The 17,989-nt window shown below is 69.8% G+C and carries 15 protein-coding genes; 5 read left to right on the top strand and 10 right to left on the bottom strand.

Annotation, left to right across the window (positions count from 1 at the left end; genetic code table 11):
• Positions 1-16: 16 nt before the first annotated feature.
• The 3 genes from kamD to kdd are packed head-to-tail and all read right to left on the bottom strand — an operon-like array spanning position 17 to position 4,219.
• Positions 17-1,588 carry a lysine 5,6-aminomutase subunit alpha gene (gene kamD / locus Vqi01_RS09260; protein ID WP_204034298.1) on the bottom strand — a complete coding sequence of 524 codons (1,572 nt, stop codon included), beginning with the start codon at positions 1,586-1,588 and terminating at the stop codon, positions 17-19.
• Positions 1,585-3,162, bottom strand: coding sequence for an amidohydrolase (locus Vqi01_RS09255; RefSeq protein WP_204034247.1), 1,578 nt, complete (start codon positions 3,160-3,162; stop codon positions 1,585-1,587). Before Vqi01_RS09255 ends, kamD begins: the two co-directional genes overlap by 4 nt.
• A 4-nt stretch (positions 3,163-3,166) precedes the next feature.
• Positions 3,167-4,219, bottom strand: a complete 1,053-nt coding sequence (gene kdd / locus Vqi01_RS09250) for an L-erythro-3,5-diaminohexanoate dehydrogenase (RefSeq protein ID WP_504740164.1) — start codon at positions 4,217-4,219, stop codon at positions 3,167-3,169.
• A 142-nt stretch (positions 4,220-4,361) separates the two neighbouring features.
• On the opposite strand from kdd, the gene Vqi01_RS09245 reads away from it, so the two are divergent.
• The gene (locus Vqi01_RS09245; protein WP_204034246.1) at positions 4,362-5,765 is read left to right on the top strand and encodes a KamA family radical SAM protein; all 1,404 of its coding nucleotides are present in this window, start codon (positions 4,362-4,364) and stop codon (positions 5,763-5,765) included.
• 60 nt (positions 5,766-5,825) lie between these two features.
• Here the strand turns inward: Vqi01_RS09245 and Vqi01_RS09240 are convergent, their stop codons facing one another.
• Positions 5,826-6,020, bottom strand: a complete 195-nt coding sequence (locus Vqi01_RS09240; RefSeq protein WP_204034244.1) for a CsbD family protein — start codon at positions 6,018-6,020, stop codon at positions 5,826-5,828.
• A 174-nt stretch (positions 6,021-6,194) separates the two neighbouring features.
• Here Vqi01_RS09240 and Vqi01_RS09235 point away from each other — a divergent pair, with 174 nt between their 5' ends.
• Positions 6,195-6,803: a histidine phosphatase family protein gene (locus Vqi01_RS09235; protein ID WP_204034243.1), complete on the top strand. Its 609-nt coding sequence runs from the start codon at positions 6,195-6,197 to the stop codon at positions 6,801-6,803.
• A 118-nt stretch (positions 6,804-6,921) separates the two neighbouring features.
• Here Vqi01_RS09235 and Vqi01_RS09230 read toward each other — a convergent pair whose 3' ends face one another.
• The 6 genes from Vqi01_RS09230 to Vqi01_RS09205 all read right to left on the bottom strand — a co-directional run bounded on the left by Vqi01_RS09230 (position 6,922) and on the right by Vqi01_RS09205 (position 15,144).
• On the bottom strand, positions 6,922-8,610 hold the full coding sequence (locus Vqi01_RS09230) for a CDP-glycerol glycerophosphotransferase family protein (RefSeq protein WP_204034242.1): 1,689 nt from the start codon (positions 8,608-8,610) through the stop codon (positions 6,922-6,924).
• Positions 8,607-10,061, bottom strand: a complete 1,455-nt coding sequence (locus tag Vqi01_RS09225; RefSeq protein ID WP_204034241.1) for a polysaccharide pyruvyl transferase family protein — start codon at positions 10,059-10,061, stop codon at positions 8,607-8,609. Before Vqi01_RS09225 ends, Vqi01_RS09230 begins: the two co-directional genes overlap by 4 nt.
• A gap of 392 nt (positions 10,062-10,453) precedes the next feature.
• Entirely contained in the window at positions 10,454-12,265 is a 1,812-nt protein-coding gene (locus Vqi01_RS09220) for a CDP-glycerol glycerophosphotransferase family protein (RefSeq protein ID WP_239098278.1), read from the bottom strand.
• Between the two features lie 357 nt (positions 12,266-12,622).
• Positions 12,623-13,069 (bottom strand): Lrp/AsnC family transcriptional regulator, encoded by a 447-nt coding sequence (locus Vqi01_RS09215; protein ID WP_204034238.1) that lies wholly within the window; start codon positions 13,067-13,069, stop codon positions 12,623-12,625.
• 76 nt (positions 13,070-13,145) lie between these two features.
• Entirely contained in the window at positions 13,146-14,288 is a 1,143-nt protein-coding gene (locus tag Vqi01_RS09210) for an acyl-CoA dehydrogenase family protein (protein WP_204034296.1), read from the bottom strand.
• 19 nt (positions 14,289-14,307) lie between these two features.
• Positions 14,308-15,144, bottom strand: a complete 837-nt coding sequence (locus Vqi01_RS09205) for a DUF4037 domain-containing protein (protein ID WP_204034237.1) — start codon at positions 15,142-15,144, stop codon at positions 14,308-14,310.
• A 208-nt stretch (positions 15,145-15,352) separates the two neighbouring features.
• Between Vqi01_RS09205 and Vqi01_RS09200 the strand changes: the two genes are divergently transcribed.
• The 3 genes from Vqi01_RS09200 (at position 15,353) to Vqi01_RS09190 (ending at position 17,983) form a co-directional block, all read left to right on the top strand.
• A complete protein-coding gene (locus Vqi01_RS09200) occupies positions 15,353-16,279 on the top strand; it encodes a 5'-3' exonuclease (RefSeq protein ID WP_204034294.1) in 927 nt (308 codons plus the stop codon).
• Positions 16,280-16,379: 100 nt separating this feature from the next.
• Positions 16,380-16,772, top strand: coding sequence for a YciI family protein (locus Vqi01_RS09195; protein WP_204034236.1), 393 nt, complete (start codon positions 16,380-16,382; stop codon positions 16,770-16,772).
• On the top strand, positions 16,769-17,983 hold the full coding sequence (locus Vqi01_RS09190; RefSeq protein WP_239098277.1) for an RNA polymerase sigma factor: 1,215 nt from the start codon (positions 16,769-16,771) through the stop codon (positions 17,981-17,983). The genes Vqi01_RS09195 and Vqi01_RS09190 overlap by 4 nt, the downstream gene beginning before the upstream one ends.
• Positions 17,984-17,989 lie beyond the last annotated feature (6 nt).

Genomic DNA, 17,989 nt, shown 5'->3' with positions numbered 1-17,989 from the left:
CGCTCGGTGCATTCGCTCATGACGGCTGCTCCAGGATCTCGGTCGCCGGGTTGTAATAATCCGCCTCGTGCCGCGCCACCCCGTCCAGACCCTTGCCCCGATCCGCCGGCCGCCGCATGATCCCGAACGTGCCCTCGGCGATCGCCGACAACAACGACTGCTCTGAGATCCGCTCCAACAGGTCGACGGCCTCACCGAGGACCCGATTGGCACGCCGCTGGATGAACCCGCCCGGCGCCGGCACGAAATCCTCGCGCAACCCACCCGCCGCCCCCAGCACGTACCGCACGTTCTGCAAGGCGATGTCCCGGTCCGACAACCACGGCGTCACCACCGCCTCGGTCATCATCCCCACCAACAGAATCCCCTGCCCGGTCATGGTGCCCACCAGGTTGAAGAACCCGTCCAGCAGATTGCCGCGGAACACGTCACCGGTCATGTGCTTCGTCGGCGGCATCCACTTCAACGGCGCCTCCGGAAACAACTCCCGCGCCAACAACGCGTGCGCCAACTCCAACCGCAACGACTCCGGCACATCCGGATCGATCTCAAACGCGTGCCCCAACCCCAACTGCCAGTCCGCCAACCCCGCCTCATGCGCAAAGTACTCATTCAGCAGCTGCGACACCGTCACCGTGTGCGCCTCGTCCACCGCGTCCGCGGTCGTCAGATAATTGTCCTCACCGGTGTTGATGATGATCCCCGCCCGCGCGTGCACCTGCCGGGAAAACCGCTGATCCACGAAAGTACGCACCGGATTGATGTCCCGGAACAAAATCCCGTACATCGAATCGTTGAGCATCATGTCCAGCCGCTCAAGACCCGCCAGAACAGCCATCTCCGGCATACACAACCCCGACGCGTAATTCGTCAACCGCACATACCGACCCAACTCCCTCGACGACTCATCAAGAGCCGCCCGCATCAACCGGAAGTTCTCCTGCGTCGCGTACGTCCCGGCGAACCCCTCCCGCGTCGCCCCCTCCGGCACATAATCCAACAACGACTGCCCCGTCGACCGGATCACCGCAATCACATCCGCACCGGCCCGCGCCGCCGCCTGCGCCTGCGGAATGTCCTCGTAGATATCCCCCGTCGCCACGATCAGATAAATCCACGGCCGCCGCGGCGGATCCCCGTACCGCTTGATCAGCCTCTCCCGCTCGGCGCGGCGCCGATCGATCTGCCGAACCCCGACAGCAGCCGCCCTGCGCGCCGCCCGCCGCGCCGCCGTCGCCGCCCGCCCGACCGGCACCGAAAACCGCACCGACCCGGCCGCCGCCTTCTGCGCCAACAACGTCACATCGGTGATCTGCTCCCGGGCCAGCGCATCGAACACCGGCACCGACACCCCATGCCCCAACCCCACATCCGCCACCACCGCGTCCACCAGACGATTCACCCACGGAATACCGTCCGGATCGGCACCGGACACCCCCGCCAGCCGCAGCACCGCCCGCTCCACCGACACCGTGGTATGGCCCCGCGCCAACTCCACCACCGGCCGCCCCACCCGCCGCGCCAACTCCCGCGCCCGCGCCACCAACGCCGGATCCAGCGCCAACTTCCCGACCGCCCGACTGGTCACCTCGCCCACGACGACCCTTCCTCGTAAATCACTTCACCACGCAACACCGTCGCCCGGCACACCGGCAACGGCGTCGGATCCTCCGCACCCCGCACCTCCGGATCCGGCGCCTGCAACACCGGAAGGCCCCCCTGCACCCCCGCCGGCGTCGACCACACCGCAAACGTCGCCGGCGCCCCCGGAGCGAGAACCCCCTCACCGTCCAGATGCACCGCCCGCCACCCACCCCGGGTATGCGCCGCGAACGCCGCCCGCACACTCATCCGCTGCACCGGATTGTGATGCGCCGCCGCCGCCCGCACCGACCCCCACGGATCCAGCGGCGTCACCGGCGAATCCGAACCGAACGCCAACGCCACCCCCACCGAGTGCATCGCCCCCATCGGATTCGACGCCAACGATCGCTCCAACCCCAACCGCGTCTCATACATCCGGCCCGCGCCACCCCACAACCGATCAAACGCCGGCTGCATCGACGCCACCACCCCGAACTCCACGAACCCCGCAATCAACCGCCGATCCATGATCTCCGCGTGCTCCACCCGATGCCGCGCCGAGCGCACCCGATCCGTGCCGAGCGTCTGCGCCGCCGCCGCGAACCCCGCCAACACCGTCGAGATCGCCGCATCCCCGATCGCGTGGAACCCACCCTGCATCCCATGCGCCGCACAATCCAGCAGATGATCACGCACCTGCTCCCCGCTCAGATACCCGTGACCACACCCGGCACCATCGACATACCCCTGCGACACATGCGCCGTCCGCGACCCCAACGCCCCGTCAGCGAACAGATCACCACCGGCGCCCACCGCCCCCAACTCCCGCGCCCGCGCCGCACCACCCAACTCACCCCAGTACCCGTACACCTCCGGCAACCGAGCACCAGAAATCGCCAGCAAACCCGTGAAGTCCTCCTCGTCGGAGATCTCCGGCCCACCACACTCGTGCACCGCCGCGATCCCCAACGACGCCGCATGTTCGAGAGCCACCCGCTGCGCCGCCACCCGCTGCGCCCGCGTCACCGACGCCCGCGCCACCCGCCGCACCACGTGGTGCGCATCCCGCCGCAACCACCCCGAGCCGTCGTACCCCGGCGCCGCCACCGCCTCCGGACACGCCGCCAACAACGCCGACGACACCACCGCCGAATGAATCGACGCCTGCGACAGATACACCCGGCGCCCACCGGCCGCCCGCCCCAGCTCCGCCGCCGAAGGCGGCCGCGGCACCGGCCACGTCGACTCGTCCCAGCCATGCCCCAACACCACCGCGTCCACCGGCAACCCCGCCGCGAACCCGGCCACCGCCTCCAGCAACTCCCCCGCCGAGCGCACCCCGGACAGGTCCAGCCCCGACAACACCAACCCGGTGTCACTGACATGCACATGCGCGTCCACGAACGCCGGCGTCACCAACGCCCCGGCCAACTCCACCACCCGGTCCGCGGCCGGGGCATCCCCATCCGCACCCACCCAGGCGATCCGCCCGTCCCGGACCAACAGCGCCGTCGCCGACGGCTCCGACGGGCAGTACAACATGCCACCGCGATACAACGTCGAGGGGTTGTTCGTCATAGCCTCAGTCTGCCGCCAACCGCGCCTCGAACAGGGCGCGCACCCCCGGCTCGCCGCGCAGCAACCCCAACGCCAGCTCCGCGTGCCCCGGTACGTACCCGTTACCGACCAGCATCGTCACATCCGCCGCCAGACCCTCCGCGCCCAACGCCGCCGCCGCGAAACTCGTCGCCATCGAGAAAAAAATCACCGTGCCGCCGTCCGCCGTCGCCAGCACCGCCCCGTGCTCGCAGCCCGGCACATCCACACAGACCACCGTCACATCCGCCGGCACCCCCAACGCCGAGGTCACCGCCGTGGACAACGCCACCGGATCCCGCGCGTCGGCCAACACCACCTCGTCAGCCAGACCCGCCGCCACCAGCGCGTCCCGCTCCCCGGCCACCGGCACCACCCCGACCGTACGGCCCGCACCCGCCCGCCGCGCCGCGGCCAGCGACAGCGAACCGCTCTTGCCCGCCCCGCCGACCACCGCCACCGCCACCGGCCGGGCATCCCGCCGCTCGGCCACGTACCGCGACACCACCCGAGCGGTCAACGCCGGCGCCCCACACACGTCCAGCACCGCCAGCGACAGCTGCGGGTCCAGATCCTCCGGCAACACCGCCGCGATCGACCGGGCGAACAGGATCGCCCACCCGTCGCACGGCACCTGCTCACTACGCCCGTCCCAGCGCGCCAGACCGTCGGTGACCACCAGCGGGGTCAGCGTCAGCGACACCAACGTCGCCACCCGCTCGCCCGGCTTGAACCCCAACGGAGAACGCCGGCCGACCTCCTCGACCGTGCCGATCAGCATGCCGCCCGACCCGGTCACCGGATTCTGCATCTTCCCCCGAGTCGAAATGATCTCGCACACCTCGGCACGGACCGCGTCGCCGTCACCGCCGTGTTTCTCCCACAACTGGCGGAAACTCGCCGCGTCCAGGTTCAGCCGCTCGACCCGGATCCGCACCTCGTTCGGCGCGATCTCCGGCCCCGGATCCAGCCGCCAGGCGGCCTGCGGCAGCACCCCCGCCGGTTCCCTGACACGGTGCAGACCCACCGGTGACGTCACGCCGACCTCCCCCTGTCCGGCCACCCAAAGCTCCGACGAGAACTCGCGGGGCGGGAAAACTTACGGCAGACTAATTCCTTCACCGGATATTTTCCAGTAGCCTTCGGTCCGCTGATCCACCGAACCAGCCAGAGGAGGGGTCGTGACCCAGACCCACCCGCCGGTACAGACCATCCCGGCACCCAAGCCGGCCCCGGCCAACACCACCGGCCAACCGTACGAATACCGCCGCAGCCCACTCGTCGAACCCGACTGGACCCGCTTCCCCGGCTGGCGCCACGTCACCCGCGACCAGTGGGAGAACGCCCAATGGCAGCGCGTCAACTGCGTCAAGAACATCAAACAGCTGCGCACCGTGCTCGGCGACACCGTCGACGAGACCTTCTACGCCGACCTGGAAACCGACCAGCGCAACTTGGCCACCATGTCCATGCTGGTGCCGCCACAGATGATCAACACCATGGTGCCGTCCGCACCACCCACCACCGAGGCGTTCCTCGCCGACCCCGTCCGGCGCTACATGATCCCGGTCGCCTCCGACCGACGCACCGACTGGCCCTCACACCCCTACGCCACCCGCGACTCACTACATGAGCACGACATGTGGGTCGCCGAAGGCCTCACCCACCGCTATCCCACCAAAGTCCTGGCCGAACTGCTCTCCACCTGCCCCCAGTACTGCGGCCACTGCACCCGCATGGACCTGGTCGGCAACTCCACCCCCACCGTCGACAAGCTCAAACTCACGCTCAAGCCGGTCGACCGGTACGACGCGCACATCACCTACCTCAAAGCCCACCCCGGCGTCCGCGACGTGGTCGTCTCCGGCGGCGACGTGGCCAACGTGCCGTGGCGCAACCTCGAGTCGTACCTGATGCGCCTGCTGGAGATCGAAACCATCCGCGACATCCGGCTGGCCACCAAGGCCCTCATGGGCCTGCCCCAACACTGGCTCCAGCCCGACGTCGTCGAGGGCCTGGAACGGGTCGCCCGCACCGCCGCCCGGCGCGGAGTCAACCTGGCCATCCACACCCACGTCAACCACGCCCAGTCGCTCACCCCGCTGGTCGCCCGAGCCGCCCAGACCGCGCTCGACGTCGGTGTCCGCGACGTACGCAACCAGGGCGTGCTGATGCGTGGAGTCAACGCCACCAGCACCGACCTGCTCGACCTCTGCTTCGCGCTCCAGGGCGAGGCCGGCATCCTGCCCTACTACTTCTACATGTGCGACATGATCCCCAACGCCGAGCACTGGCGGGTCCCGGTCTGGCACGCCCAGCAACTCCAGCACGACATCATGGGCTACCTGCCCGGCTACGCCACCCCGCGGATCGTCTGCGACGTGCCCTTCGTCGGCAAGCGTTGGGTGCACATGGTCACCGAGTACGACCGGGAGCGCGGCATCTCCTACTGGACCAAGAACTACCGCACCTCCATCGAATCCGCCGACCTGGCGGCACTCAGCAAGCGCTACGCCTACTACGACCCGATCGACAGCCTGCCGGAGGCCGGGCAGCGGTGGTGGAACGCCCACCGCGACGACTGACCCGCACCAGCGCATGGCAGCGGCCACCAGGTTGCCTGGTGGCCGCTGCCATGCCAGAGGTCACCGGGTGGCGGCGTCCTTGGCGTTGCGCCCGGCGTCCTTGACGTTCTCACCGGCCTGACGCACCCGAGCCTCACTCTGCTCGGTGGCGCCCTCGGCGCGCATGCGCTCGTTGTCGGTCATCTCGCCGACGCGCTCCTTGGCGGTGCCGCTCAGCTCCTGGAACTTGTTCTTCGCCTTGTCGGTGAAGCTCATGTCGCCTCCTCTGCCACTGCGGCGGGTCGTTCCTTCCCTCTTGGTGTCCCCCCGGCCCGTGTTGTGGAAACCTATGGGCCACCACACACCCGCTATGGCATCCTAGGAAGCTAGGTGTAATGCTGGTGGCGGCGCGGGGCCTCGGGGCCGCCGGACCGGTGGTTAACTGGACGGATGGGGCAGATCATCCTGATCCGGCATGGCGAGACCACCTGGAGCGCCAGTCGACGGCACACGTCGTACACCGATCTGGAACTCACACCCGACGGCGAGCGACAGGCCCACGCGCTCGGCTCCGCCCTCGCGGACCGGCGATTCGTCGCGGTGCTGACCAGCCCACGCATCCGGGCGCTGCGCACCGCGCAGCTGGCCGGGCTGGCCGTCACCGGCACCGACGAGGACCTGGCCGAGTGGAACTACGGCGAGTACGAGGGACGCACCACCGCCGAGATCCACCAGGAGCGGCCCGGCTGGAGCGTCTGGTCCGACGGCTGCCCGGGCGGAGAATCCCCGAGCGAGGTCGGCGAACGTCTCGACCGCCTGCTCACCAAACTGCACCCGCTGCTCGACCGAGGCTCGGTGGCCCTGGTCGGGCACGCGCACTCGCTCCGCGTGCTCGGGGCCCGATGGGTCGGCCTGCCCCCCTCCGCCGGCGGGGTGCTCCGCCTGGACACCGCCACCCTCAACCTGCTCGGACACGAGCACGGGCGGCGGGTCATCCTACGCTGGAACCAGCCCCTCTCCCCGACCGCCGAATCCGCCGCGACGACGGCGCGGCACTGATCCTTCCTGCGGCCGGATCGCGGTGGCCGACCACGCCCGGACGAACGCGGCCGGCCGCGACGACAACGGCTCCGGTCCGACGTGGAACGCGGGGACCGGAGCCGTACGTGGCGATGGTTCAGAGGTAGCGACCGGCCTCGTCGAGGAAGTGCTGCGCGTACCCCTCCGCCGGGATGTCCCCGAGGTAGTACTTCTTGAGGTCGTGGCGGGTGGACGCCAGTGGATCGCTGCCGAGCAGGTCGTCGAGAACCTGGTCGAGCCCCTGGACCCGGCCCCCGTGCGCGTCGATCACGTACGCCGCCTTCGCGAGCGGGAACGCGTCGGTGAACCGCTCCGCCGGCGCCGAGACCGCCACCATCGCGAACGGCTTCTCCGAGTACAGGTAGTCGGCCACCACACTCGACACATCCGAGACCAGCACGTCCGAGGCGTTGAAGCAGTCCACCACCGACATCTTCACCTCGGCCTCGGCCCCGAAGACGTGCGGCCGCCCGGTCGCCTTGCGATCCTCGGCCAGCAGCGTCCGGATGCGCGCGCACTCCGCGGTCAACGCCGCCGAACGCTGCGAGTACGGGTGCGGCCGGAAGACGACACTGCATCCGCGCGCCAGCAGCGCCTTGATGATGTCGTAGCCGACGGGCAGCGACGAGTAGTTGGAGTCGGCGTAGAAACCCGCCCAGGTCGGGGCGTAGAGAACCCGCGGGTTGGCGATCGAGTCGATCGGCTGCGTGCTGATGGCGACGTTCTCCACCTGCGGACGCCCCACGATCGTGAACATCTCCGCCGGCATCTGCACGCCGTTGGCCGCGAACCGGTCGATCGCCGCCTGACCCGCCACGAAGTTCTTGTCGTACATCCGGAACACCGGATTGTGACTCGGCACCTTGTCGCTGTCACCGTGATTGAGCTGAATGTGCTTGAGGTTGGTGTAGCGGATGAGGTGGCAGTTCTTCGTCGCGGTGTTGACGTAGAAGGCGGCCTTCAACGACGGGACGATGACCTCGTCGAGCTCGGTCAGGCCCGCCCTCAGCACCACCGGGGCGGTGGTCAGCCGCAGCACCTCGTTGAAGTTGGCCTCGTTGCGTACCAGGACGAAGTACTTCTTGCCGAGCCGCTCCAGGTAAGGCAGCCACATCGCGACCTGGTAGCCGGTCGCGGCAGGCGCCTCCCAGTGCAGGAGGAAGACCGGCTCGTACGCGGTCAGCGCGGCGTTCAACCGTGCCTCACTGTTGTGCCGGGCCCGTACCCGGGTCATCGCCTGCCACCCGGTGAACCCGATCAGACCGAGTGCCGCCACCGACACCGCCAGCGCCACCACCCCGATCAGGCCGGTGAACCCGCAGACCAGTGCCGCGAAGACCGCGACGGTGTTGACCAGCAGCGCCCGGGCCGTGTTGGGGCGAAGGGCGGGTCGCAACCCGCTGCCGGGCAGGTTGGCCGAGACGGGGTGGACGGCGCGGGACACCGCCATCACCGGCGCCTCGCCCAGGATCGCCACGGCGGCGAGGCCGACCCCCACCGCCAGGAAAGGATCGAGGCCGCCGTGCACCGCGCCGAGCAGGTACGCGGTGGCGAGCAGGAGCAGGCGTCCCACCACGGTCGCCTCGGCGGCGACCTGGCCGGCGCGCAGCCCGCCCCGCCACCTCCAGGCCAGCACACCGACCGCGACGAGGGCCGGAGGAAGCGCCCAGAGGCGCGAGTTACCCACCGCTGCCAGCAGCAGCGCGACGACGGCCGCCACCTCGGCCGCCAGGACGGGCAGTCGGCCGGCCAGCCAGCCGCCGACCCCGGAACGACCCGGCTTCACCGCCGAGCCCCCACCGACGACGGGTTGATCCGCAACACTCGACTCACCCGGCCCCGCCAGCTCGCCAGGAAGTTCTGCTGCACCTTCAGCTCCTGCTCCAATCGGGTCACTCGCTCTTCAAGTGACTTCTGTCCGCGTGGTTCACGGAACGGTGGTTCGAACGCGTAGGCGGACCGCTCCAGATCGCCCTCGTGGCCCTGGCGCAGCCAGCGCAGGCGCGACATCACCTGGCGACGCCCGACGGCGTCCGACGCCATCAACGTGTGGACCGGTCCGGGGAACTTGGCGGCGGCCAGCGCCGTGTCGTAGGCCGGATTCGCCTTGCCCGGCTGGAAGACGTGCTCGAGATCGTTGTGCTCCAGGAACCTCACGTACGTGGCGAACGTCTCGGCCTGCCGCGGCGCGAAGGCATCGAAGTCTGCCTCCTCGTAGAGCCGCTGCGCGTCCACGTCGGGCGGCAGATCGGAGTAGAGGCGGTAGGGAATGCCGTGGTACTCGGCGAGCTCGACGGTACGGGAGTCGTGCGCCAGCACGACCGAGGGCGTACCGGCCAGCACCCCGGCGACGTTGCCGTGGATGCGCGTGCCGAAGGCGAAGTGCTGCTCGGCCATGAAATCGACCCAGGTCGACGCATCCACGAAGAAGCGCATCCGGTCGGTCTCGTAGAGCGGGTGCTCGGTGTGGATCGGCATCCGCGGGTTGCCGATCTTGGCCGGGTTCTCTCCCCACAGCATGAGAGCGAGCCGGTGATGCTGCTGAGGCACGATGACGCTGTTGGGGTAGCGGGTGGTGTTGGCCTCGACCAGCAGGTCGACCCCCTTGACCTTGGGGGTGTAGGAGATGGCCATCGGGCTGTCGTACGCCAGCCGGTCGACCTTGCGCACCAGCGGCCCCAGCGGACCGTTGCCGAACATCGACGGGCAGCCGATCACTCGCACGTGCTCGTCGCCGAAGCCCAGGTACTTCAACATGCGCGCGGTGTACTCGCCGCGCACCCCGATCGAGGCGGAGCGGTCGAGGACGGCCCGGGTGAACCGCTTGACGACGCGCTTGTACTCGTCGGGCAGGGTGTCGAACTCGGTGCCGTACGGCAACTGGGCCCCGATGCCGACCACCGTGACCGGGATCTTCAGCCGCTCGATGACCTTGGCGAGCCGCTCCAGGTGCGGCAGGAAGGTGTCCCGGTAGGAGTTCGCCATCGGCAGGATAAACCGGTCGAACTCCTCATTCGTCCGATCGATGTACCGGCCCAGATGGATGGGACGCTCATGGACGTACGAGTTGGCGACCAACTCGGCGCCGGGCACGCTCAGGGCCCGGAACACCGCGCTGTAGAAGAGCATGTTGCCGGAGTTCGACCCGAAGACGCCCAGCCTCGACGTGGCCAGGCTCTGCTCGTGCGACAGCACGGTCAGCGGGCTCTTGCCGGCGCGGATGAGGATTCGGGTCATGAGCGGGCCCCGGGCACCGTCCGGTTGAACCGCGACCGCGTTGATCGGTACATCTCATCCTCCCCTTTCAGACCCGCCGACCGCAGCCGGGATCGGCGGCAACACGACGGGCGACGCCAGCCGCAGGTCCGGCCGCTGCTAGTGGTCCGGGTCTCACTTCCGCGCAGAATCAGGGTGGATACTAGCCACGTACGCGGCGAGTCCTCCGCCAGGGGGTGCACCCTTTCGGTCCACCTCGACCCGTTTGGCGAGATCTCGTCCCACCTGCTCCGGTGGACCGGGCACACCGATCCGGGCCGAAGCAAGCAAGCATAAACGGTCCGGCTCCGGATCAGCTGTGCGATGCTGAGCCGAAGCCGGACTCGGCTGCGGGGGCACTCACCCGCCGACGATCAGAGGTAGCGAGCAGCCTCGTCGAGGAAGCGCTGCGCGTACCCCTCCGCCGGGATGTCCCCGAGGTAGTACCTCTTCAGCTCCCGACGGGTGGCGGCGAGCGGGTCGCCCCCGAGCATGTCGTCCAGGAGCGGTTCGACCCCGTGCACCTGGCCGCCGTACGCGTCGATCACGTAGCTGGCCCGGGCGAGCGGGAACGACTCGGGGAACCGGGACGCCGGTGCCGAGACGGCCACCATCGCGAACGGCTTCTCCGAATACAGGTAATCCGCCACCACACTCGACACGTCCGAGACCAACACGTCCGAGGCGTTGAAGCAGTCCACCACCGACATCTTCACCTCGGCATCCGGCCCGAACACGTGCGGCCGCCCGTTCACCCGCCGATCCTCGGCCAACAACTCCCGGATGCGGTCACACTCCCGGCTCAGCGCCGGGGAACGCCGCGAGTACGGGTGCGGACGGAACACGACACTGCATCCGCGCGCCACCAGGGCCTTGATGATGTCGTAGCCGACCAGCAGTGAGGAGTAGTTGGAGTCGGCGTGGAAACCGGCCCAGGTCGGGGCGTACAACACCCGGGGGTTCGCGATCGAGGAGATCGGCTGCGCCGCGATCGCCACATTCTCCACCTGCGGACGCCCCACGATCGTGAACATCTCCGCCGGCATCTGCACGCCGTTGGCCGCGAACCGGTCGATCGCCGCCTGACCCGCCACGAAGTTCTTGTCGTACATCCGGAACACCGGATTGTGACTCGGCACCTTGTCGCTGTCACCGTGATTGAGCTGGATGTGCTTCAGCTGGGTGTACCGGACTGAGTGGGTGTTCTTGGCGGCGTTGTTCACGTAGAAAGCAGCCTTCAACGACGGCACGATCACCGCGTCGAGTTGGCTGGTGCCTCGGCACAGCAGCACCGGAGCGTTGGTGAGCCGCACCGCCTCGGTGAAGTTGTGCTCGCTGCGCACGACGACCATGAACCGTTTGTTGAGCCGTTCCAGGTAGGGCAGCCACATCCCGATCTGGTACTCGGTGCCGGCGGCGGCCTGCCAGTACAGCAGGAACACCGGCTGGTACGCGGCCACCACGGCCGGCAGCCGGCTCTCCACACCCCTCCGCAGCAGGGCCCGCTGCAGCAACTGCACGCCCGTGAACACGATCAGACCCACGCCCGCGGCCGCCGCAACGATCACCACCACGCCGTGGTCACCGACGAACGCGCAGCCGAGCGCCACCACCATCACGAAGCCGTTGACCAGCGTGGCCCGGTTGGTGTTGGGGCGCAGGCACGGGCGTAGTCCGGCGCCGGGCAGGTTGGCCACAACCGGCTGCGCACTGCGTGCCAGCACCGCCACCAGGGACTCGCCGAGGATGGCCAGCACCGCGAGCGTGATGCCGACGGCCAGCGTGACGTCGAGACCCCCGTGTACCGCGGCGACGACGTACGCGCAGGTGAGCAGGAGAAGTCGGGCCACCATCGAGCCGCCGGAGGAGACCCGGTGGCCATGCAGTGCGCCGCGCCAGGTCCAACCCAGCAGCCCGACCGCCGCCACCGCCGGCGGCAGCGCCCAGAGGGGCGAGTCGCCCAGCACCGCCAGGAGTACGGCCGCCAGGGCCGCCAGTTCCACCGAGCAGTCGGCCAGCCGCGGGTTCCGGATCCACGAACCCAGCCCGCCCGACGGCTCGGCGATCCCGGTTCGATCCGGCGCCGGTGGGGCGGGCTCGGCGCCGCGGGTGTCCGGATCGGTGCCGGGCGGTTCGGCCAGGTCCGGCTCGACCGGGATTTCACCCGGGCTATCGGCCGGGTTCACCTCAGGTTCACCTGCAGAGACAATGCTGTGGGTCACCGGTGGACTCCGGGCGTGTTCCAGCTCGCGTACGAGCACGGCAGCGGATGCATCCTGTCCTCCCCCGGGTAGACAAACCGGCTCGAATGCCGAGGCGGCGACGTCCATGGCGACCGGTGCCCACGTTGCCGCAAAGCAGGCTGAATTGTAGAGGCTTTCATTCCTGCGGTGTGTCCGCACCTGGTCGACTATGGGTACCCGTCAGTTCCATTCCCGGACCAATCCGAACGCATACCATTCGTCAAACGATCATGCGATCATGACTGTTCGGTGGAACCGCCCCTAGTCAGGGAGTTGCGCCGGCCGATCCGACGCACCGCCTTAGGGATCGACCTTCGGCGGGCGGTGCTCGTACGGCGTGGAGAGCACGACGGTGGTCCGGGTCGTGACGTTGGCGGAAGTGCGTATCTCCTGGAGCAGCCGCTCCAGATCCGCCGGACCGGCCACCCGCACCAGCAGCAGGTAGAAGTCCTCCCCCGCCACCGAGTAGCACGAATCGATTTCCGGCAGGTGGGCCAGCCGCTCCGGGGCGTCGTCGGGTTGCGACGGATCGAACGGCCGGATCGCCACGAACGCGGTCAGCGGCAGGTCGAGCGCCTCGAAGGAGACCCGCGCGGCGTACCCCTTGAGGACACCGCGCTGTTCCAGCCGGCGCACCCGCTGGTGCACGGCGGAGACCGACAGGCCGACCCTCTCCGCCAGGTCCGTGTACGACAGCCGGCCGTCTGCGGTCAAAGCGGCGACGATGGCCCGGTCGATGTCCTCCACGGCGTGCAAACTTACCGGGTGTGAGCCGTCGGCGCGACGACCCGCCCACCGGCCGTCCCCCTTCCACGGGGTTCGGTCAGTCTTTCGCCAGGGCCCGGGAGATCACCAGACGCTGGATCTGGTTGGTGCCCTCGACGATCTGGAGCACCTTCGCCTCGCGCATGTACCGCTCCACCGGATGGTCGGCCACGTAGCCCGCGCCGCCGAGCACCTGCACCGCATCCGTGGTCACCCGCATCGCCATGTCGGTGGCGAACAGCTTCGCCTTGGCCGCCTCGACCGAGTACGGTCGGCCGGCGTCGCGCAGCCGGGCCGCGGCCAGGGTCAACGCCCGAGCGGCGGAGATCTGGGTGGCCAGGTCGGCCAGGGTGAACCCGAGTCCCTGGAAGTCGATGATCGAGCGGCCGAACTGCCGACGCTGTCGGGCGTAGTCCACCGCGTAGTCCAGCGCCGCCTGGGCCAGGCCCACAGCGCAGGCGGCGATGCCGAGCCGACCGGAATCCAGGGCCGACATGGCGATGGTGAAGCCGTTGCCCTCGCCGCCGATCAGCCGGTCCGCCGGCACCCGGGCCTCGTCGAAGGCGACCTGCGCCACCGGCGAGGACCGCAGGCCCATGGTGCGCTCCGCGGCCTGCGGGTGGATGCCGGGCGTGGCCCGGTCGGCGAGCAGGCAGGAGATGCCCCGGGCGCCCGGACCGCCGGTGCGGCAGAAGATGTTGTAGAAGTCGGCCACCTGGGCGTGGGTGATCCACGCCTTGGTGCCGGAGACGACGTAGGCGTCCCCGTCGCGGACCGCCTTCGTGGTCAGCGCGGCGGCGTCCGAGCCACCCTGCGGCTCGGAGAGGCAGTACGCGCCCAACATCTCGCCGCCGATCATGTCGGGCAGCAACTTGCGCTGTTCCTCGGTGCCGAAGGCGGCGACCGGGTAGCAGGACAGGGTGTGCACGCTGACCGCCTCGGCGACGGTGAGCCAGCGGCCGGCCAGGATCTCCAGCACCTGCAGGTAGACCTCGTACGGCTGGGCGGCGCCGCCGTACTCCTCCGGGTAGGGCAGGCCGAGCAGACCGGCCCGGCCCAGGGTGCGCAGCACCTCCCGGGGGAACTCGGCGCGCTGCTCGTGCGCGACGACTTTCGGGGCGAGTTCCCGGTCGGCGAGTTCGGTGGCCAGTTCCAGCAGGTCGCGAGCCTCGTCGGTGGGCAGGATCCGGTCGACAGTCAGAGCGCGATGAGCCACCCATTCAGCTTAACGGTCGTTCGGGTGCAATGGGCGGACGGCGCCAGGCGCGTCGGTTGTCGTCGAGCGCGTCGGCCAGCGCCGCCGTCACCGCCGCCGCGCCCGGCAGCCGGCCGAACACGGTGCCGAGCCACTTGTCGTACGGCGGCCAGCGTCGCCCGGCCAGCAGGCCGATGCGCATCAGATCGCGGGCGACGCCGGCGGCCACCACCCGGCTGCCCACCTCGGCGCCGACCTCGGCGCACCGGCCCGGCAGGTGCTCGGCCTGCGCCACCCTGGTCCACGCGGCGGCCAGCACGTACCGCCACACGTCGTCGGGATACCACCGCAGGGCCGATCGGGCCCGGGTGAGCACACCGTCGAGACCGTCATGGAAGACCGCGCCACCGGTCACCTCCGCCAGCCGCTGGGTCGGCGTCGCCAACCAGTCCGATGTGGACACCGTCCGACTCGGATCGAAACCCAGCCGGCCGTGGAACCAGCCGCCCAGTTCATGGGCGGTCACGCCGTGCCGTACGCCGTTCTCCCCCGCGACGCCGAACAGCACGTCCTCGGCGTCGGCGAAGCGGGTCGGCAAGCCGAGAAACGTGGCCGGCAGCGCGGCGTCCACGGCGTCCAGCACTTCGGGAACACGGTGGGCGTCGGCGGGGCCGACGAACAGTTGCAGTCGGCAGCCCCAGTCGTGGTCGGTGGACCGGGACGTGTCCAGGCCGAGCAGCTCCGACCCGCCGTCGAGGCGCCCGGCGGCGTACCGCAGGTCGGCAAAGTTCCGCCGGAGCACCGGCGCGACCACCACGGCGTGGAAGTGCCGGGACAGCTCCAGACCGGGCAGGAAACGCACTACAACACCTCCGGTGGCACCACCAGACGCTGAACGGCCATCATTTACGGTGATCGTCATCGTCACCTCCGTCGCCGTCGCGCAGGAGGAACCTGCCGAGGCACCGCCATCGGGGGCTGACCGGGCCGCATCCTCCGGATGGTGCCGAACGCACCGAACGTCGGTGGGGTGTGCCAGGCTGTCGGGCGTGGCACAGCAGACCCCGATCATGCTCATCGACGCGCCCAGCCTCTACTTCCGGGCGTACTTCGGCATCCCCGAGTCCGCCGCGAGGACCGCCGACGGCCAACCGGTCAACGCCGTGCGGGGGTTCCTCGACATGCTCGCCCACCTGATCCGCACCCGGCAGCCGGGGCGGATGGTCTGCGCGATGGACCACGACTGGCGGCCGGACTGGCGGGTGGCGCTGCTGCCGTCGTACAAGGCGCACCGGGTCGCGCCCGAGGGCGGCGAAGTGGTGCCGGACACCCTCATCCCGCAGGTGCCGATGATCCTCGACATGCTCGCCGTGCTGGGCATCACCGTCGTCGGCGCCCCCGGCTACGAGGCCGACGACGTGCTCGGCACTCTCTCGGTCACCCAACCCGGGCCGGTGGAGGTGGTCTCCGGCGACCGCGACCTGTTCCAGCTGATCGACGACGTCCGGGGGGTGCGGCTGCTCTACGTCGGGCGGGGGGTGGCCAAGCTGGAGGACTGCGACGACGCGGCGGTGCGTGCCCGCTACGGCGTGCCGGCCGACCGGTACGCCGAGTTCGCCGCGCTGCGCGGCGACCCCAGCGACGGGCTGCCGGGGGTGCCCGGCGTCGGCGAGAAGACCGCCGCCCGACTGGTCGACCGGTACGGCGACATCGCCGGCATCCTCGCCGCCCTGGACGACCCGGCCTCCGGCTTCGCGCCCGGACTGCGCGCCAAGCTCACCGCCGCGCGCGACTACCTAGCGGTGGCGCCGAAGGTGGTCCGCGTCGCCCTGGACGTGCCGCTGCCGCCGCTGCCCACCGAGCTGCCGGCCGCGCCCGCCCACCCGGAGCGCCTCCTCGAGCTGGCCGAGCGGTGGAACCTCGCCGGCTCCACCCGCCGCCTGGTCGACGCCCTCGCTACCCGCGCTGGCAGCACCCCGCGGCCGACCGACGGCTGACGCTCACGCAGGACGCTACGGCGCGATGTAGACATCGGCGGAGGCGCTCCGACGTATCAGGTGAGCGACGGAAGGTCCGTCGTGCACGCTGGGAGGCCCGATGAAGTACGTCATCCTGATCCACTCGAACCCGCAGCCCTGGGGTCACCCGACCAGTGACTACCTCGGGGCCCACCAGGCACTGCCCGCCGAGGTCCGCGACCGGCTGAACGCTGAGTTCGAGCAGGTGATGGCCGAGTTGCAAGCCAACGGCGAGTTGCTCGGCGGTGAGGCGCTGGGCGACCCTGCCAACGCCCGACTGTACCGGTGGCGCGACGGCGAACCGCTCGCGAGCGACGGGCCGTACTCGGAGGCGAAGGAGCACCTCGCCGGATTCTTCCTCATCGACGTTGCTGGTCAGGCGCGTGCCGAGGAGGTCGCAGCTCGGTTCTCCGGCCCGGACGAAACGGTGGAGCTGCGGCCGCTGATGTGGCCCGGTGGCGACGATCAGTGACGGGTTCGGTCCTTGACGACGTGTGGCGCCGGGAGGCGCCACACGTCCTCGGGGCGCTGCTGCGCAGGTATGGGGATCTCGGCGACTGTGAGGAGGCGCTGCAGGACGCCGCCGAGGTGGCCGCCGCCCGGTGGCCCGTTGACGGCGTGCCTGACGCGCCGAGGGCGTGGTTGATCACAGTTGCTTCACGACGGCTGATCGACCGGGCCCGGGCGGACTCGGCCCGGGTCCGCCGCGAGACGCTCGACGCGGCCCAACGGCCGTACGCGACGCAGGATCTCACCACGCACGACCGTGACGACACGCTGCGGCTGTTCTTCCTCTGCTGCCATCCTGCACTGACGCGACCGTCGCAGGTCGCGCTCTGCCTACGGGCGGTGGCCGGCCTCAGCGTGGAGCAGATCGCGGCCGCCTACCTCGTGCCGGTCCGCACGATGACGCAGCGCCTCAGCCGCGCACGTACGGCGCTGCGCCAGGCCGGTGCGCGGTTCGTTCTGCCGTCGCAGCGAGACCTGCCCGACCGGGTCGCTGCGGTCATCGACGTATGCCACCTGGTGTTCACCGAGGGGTACACGCGAACATCGGGCGAGGAACTGCTCGACGTCCTGCTCGTCAAGGAGGCGATCCGGCTCGTCCGGCAACTGCACGCCGCACTTCCCGACCACGCCGAGGTCGCCGGTGCGCTGGCCCTGATGCTGCTCACCCATGCCCGGTCCCCCGCCCGGGTCGACGCCGCCGGTGATCTCGTGCCGCTCGCCGAGCAGGACCGATCACTCTGGCGGCGGGACCTGATCACCGAGGGCGTCGAGCTGTTGGAGCGAAACCTGCCCCGCGGCCACGTGGGCAGGTTCCAGCTGCAGGCCGCGATCACCGCGGTACATGCCGAGGCCGCGACGTACAAGGAGACCGACTGGCTACAGATCAGCCTGCTCTATGACATGTTGGGCCGGGTTGCGCCGAGTCCGGCCGTCACGCTGAACCACGCGGTCGCCGTCGCGATGGCGCACGATCCCGCAGCCGGTCTCGCCGTGCTTGAACCGCTGCTGGACGATCCCGCCATGCAACGTCACCACAGGCTGTACGCCGTGCGCGGGCACCTGCTCGACCTCAACGGCGACGCCGAAGACGCGAAGAAGCAGTACCGGATCGCCGCCCGACTGACAGCGAGCATGCCGGAGCAGCGGTACCTCAACCGGAAACTGGCCCGGTGAGGAAGA

The organism is Micromonospora qiuiae (assembly GCF_016863555.1).
GTDB lineage: Bacteria > Actinomycetota > Actinomycetes > Mycobacteriales > Micromonosporaceae > Micromonospora > Micromonospora qiuiae.
The sequence above is the reverse complement of the archived record's forward strand: the minus strand, read 5'-3'. Positions and strand labels throughout refer to the sequence as shown.

Coding starts and splice junctions, on each gene's coding strand:
- Vqi01_RS09240 (WP_204034244.1), bottom strand. CDS start 6,020: ATGAGCTTCACCGACAAGGCGAAGAACAAGTTCCAGGAGCTGAGCGGC.
- Vqi01_RS09225 (WP_204034241.1), bottom strand. CDS start 10,061: ATGACCCGAATCCTCATCCGCGCCGGCAAGAGCCCGCTGACCGTGCTG.
- Vqi01_RS09235 (WP_204034243.1), top strand. CDS start 6,195: ATGGGGCAGATCATCCTGATCCGGCATGGCGAGACCACCTGGAGCGCC.
- Vqi01_RS09200 (WP_204034294.1), top strand. CDS start 15,353: ATGCTCATCGACGCGCCCAGCCTCTACTTCCGGGCGTACTTCGGCATC.
- Vqi01_RS09195 (WP_204034236.1), top strand. CDS start 16,380: ATGAAGTACGTCATCCTGATCCACTCGAACCCGCAGCCCTGGGGTCAC.
- Vqi01_RS09255 (WP_204034247.1), bottom strand. CDS start 3,162: ATGACGAACAACCCCTCGACGTTGTATCGCGGTGGCATGTTGTACTGC.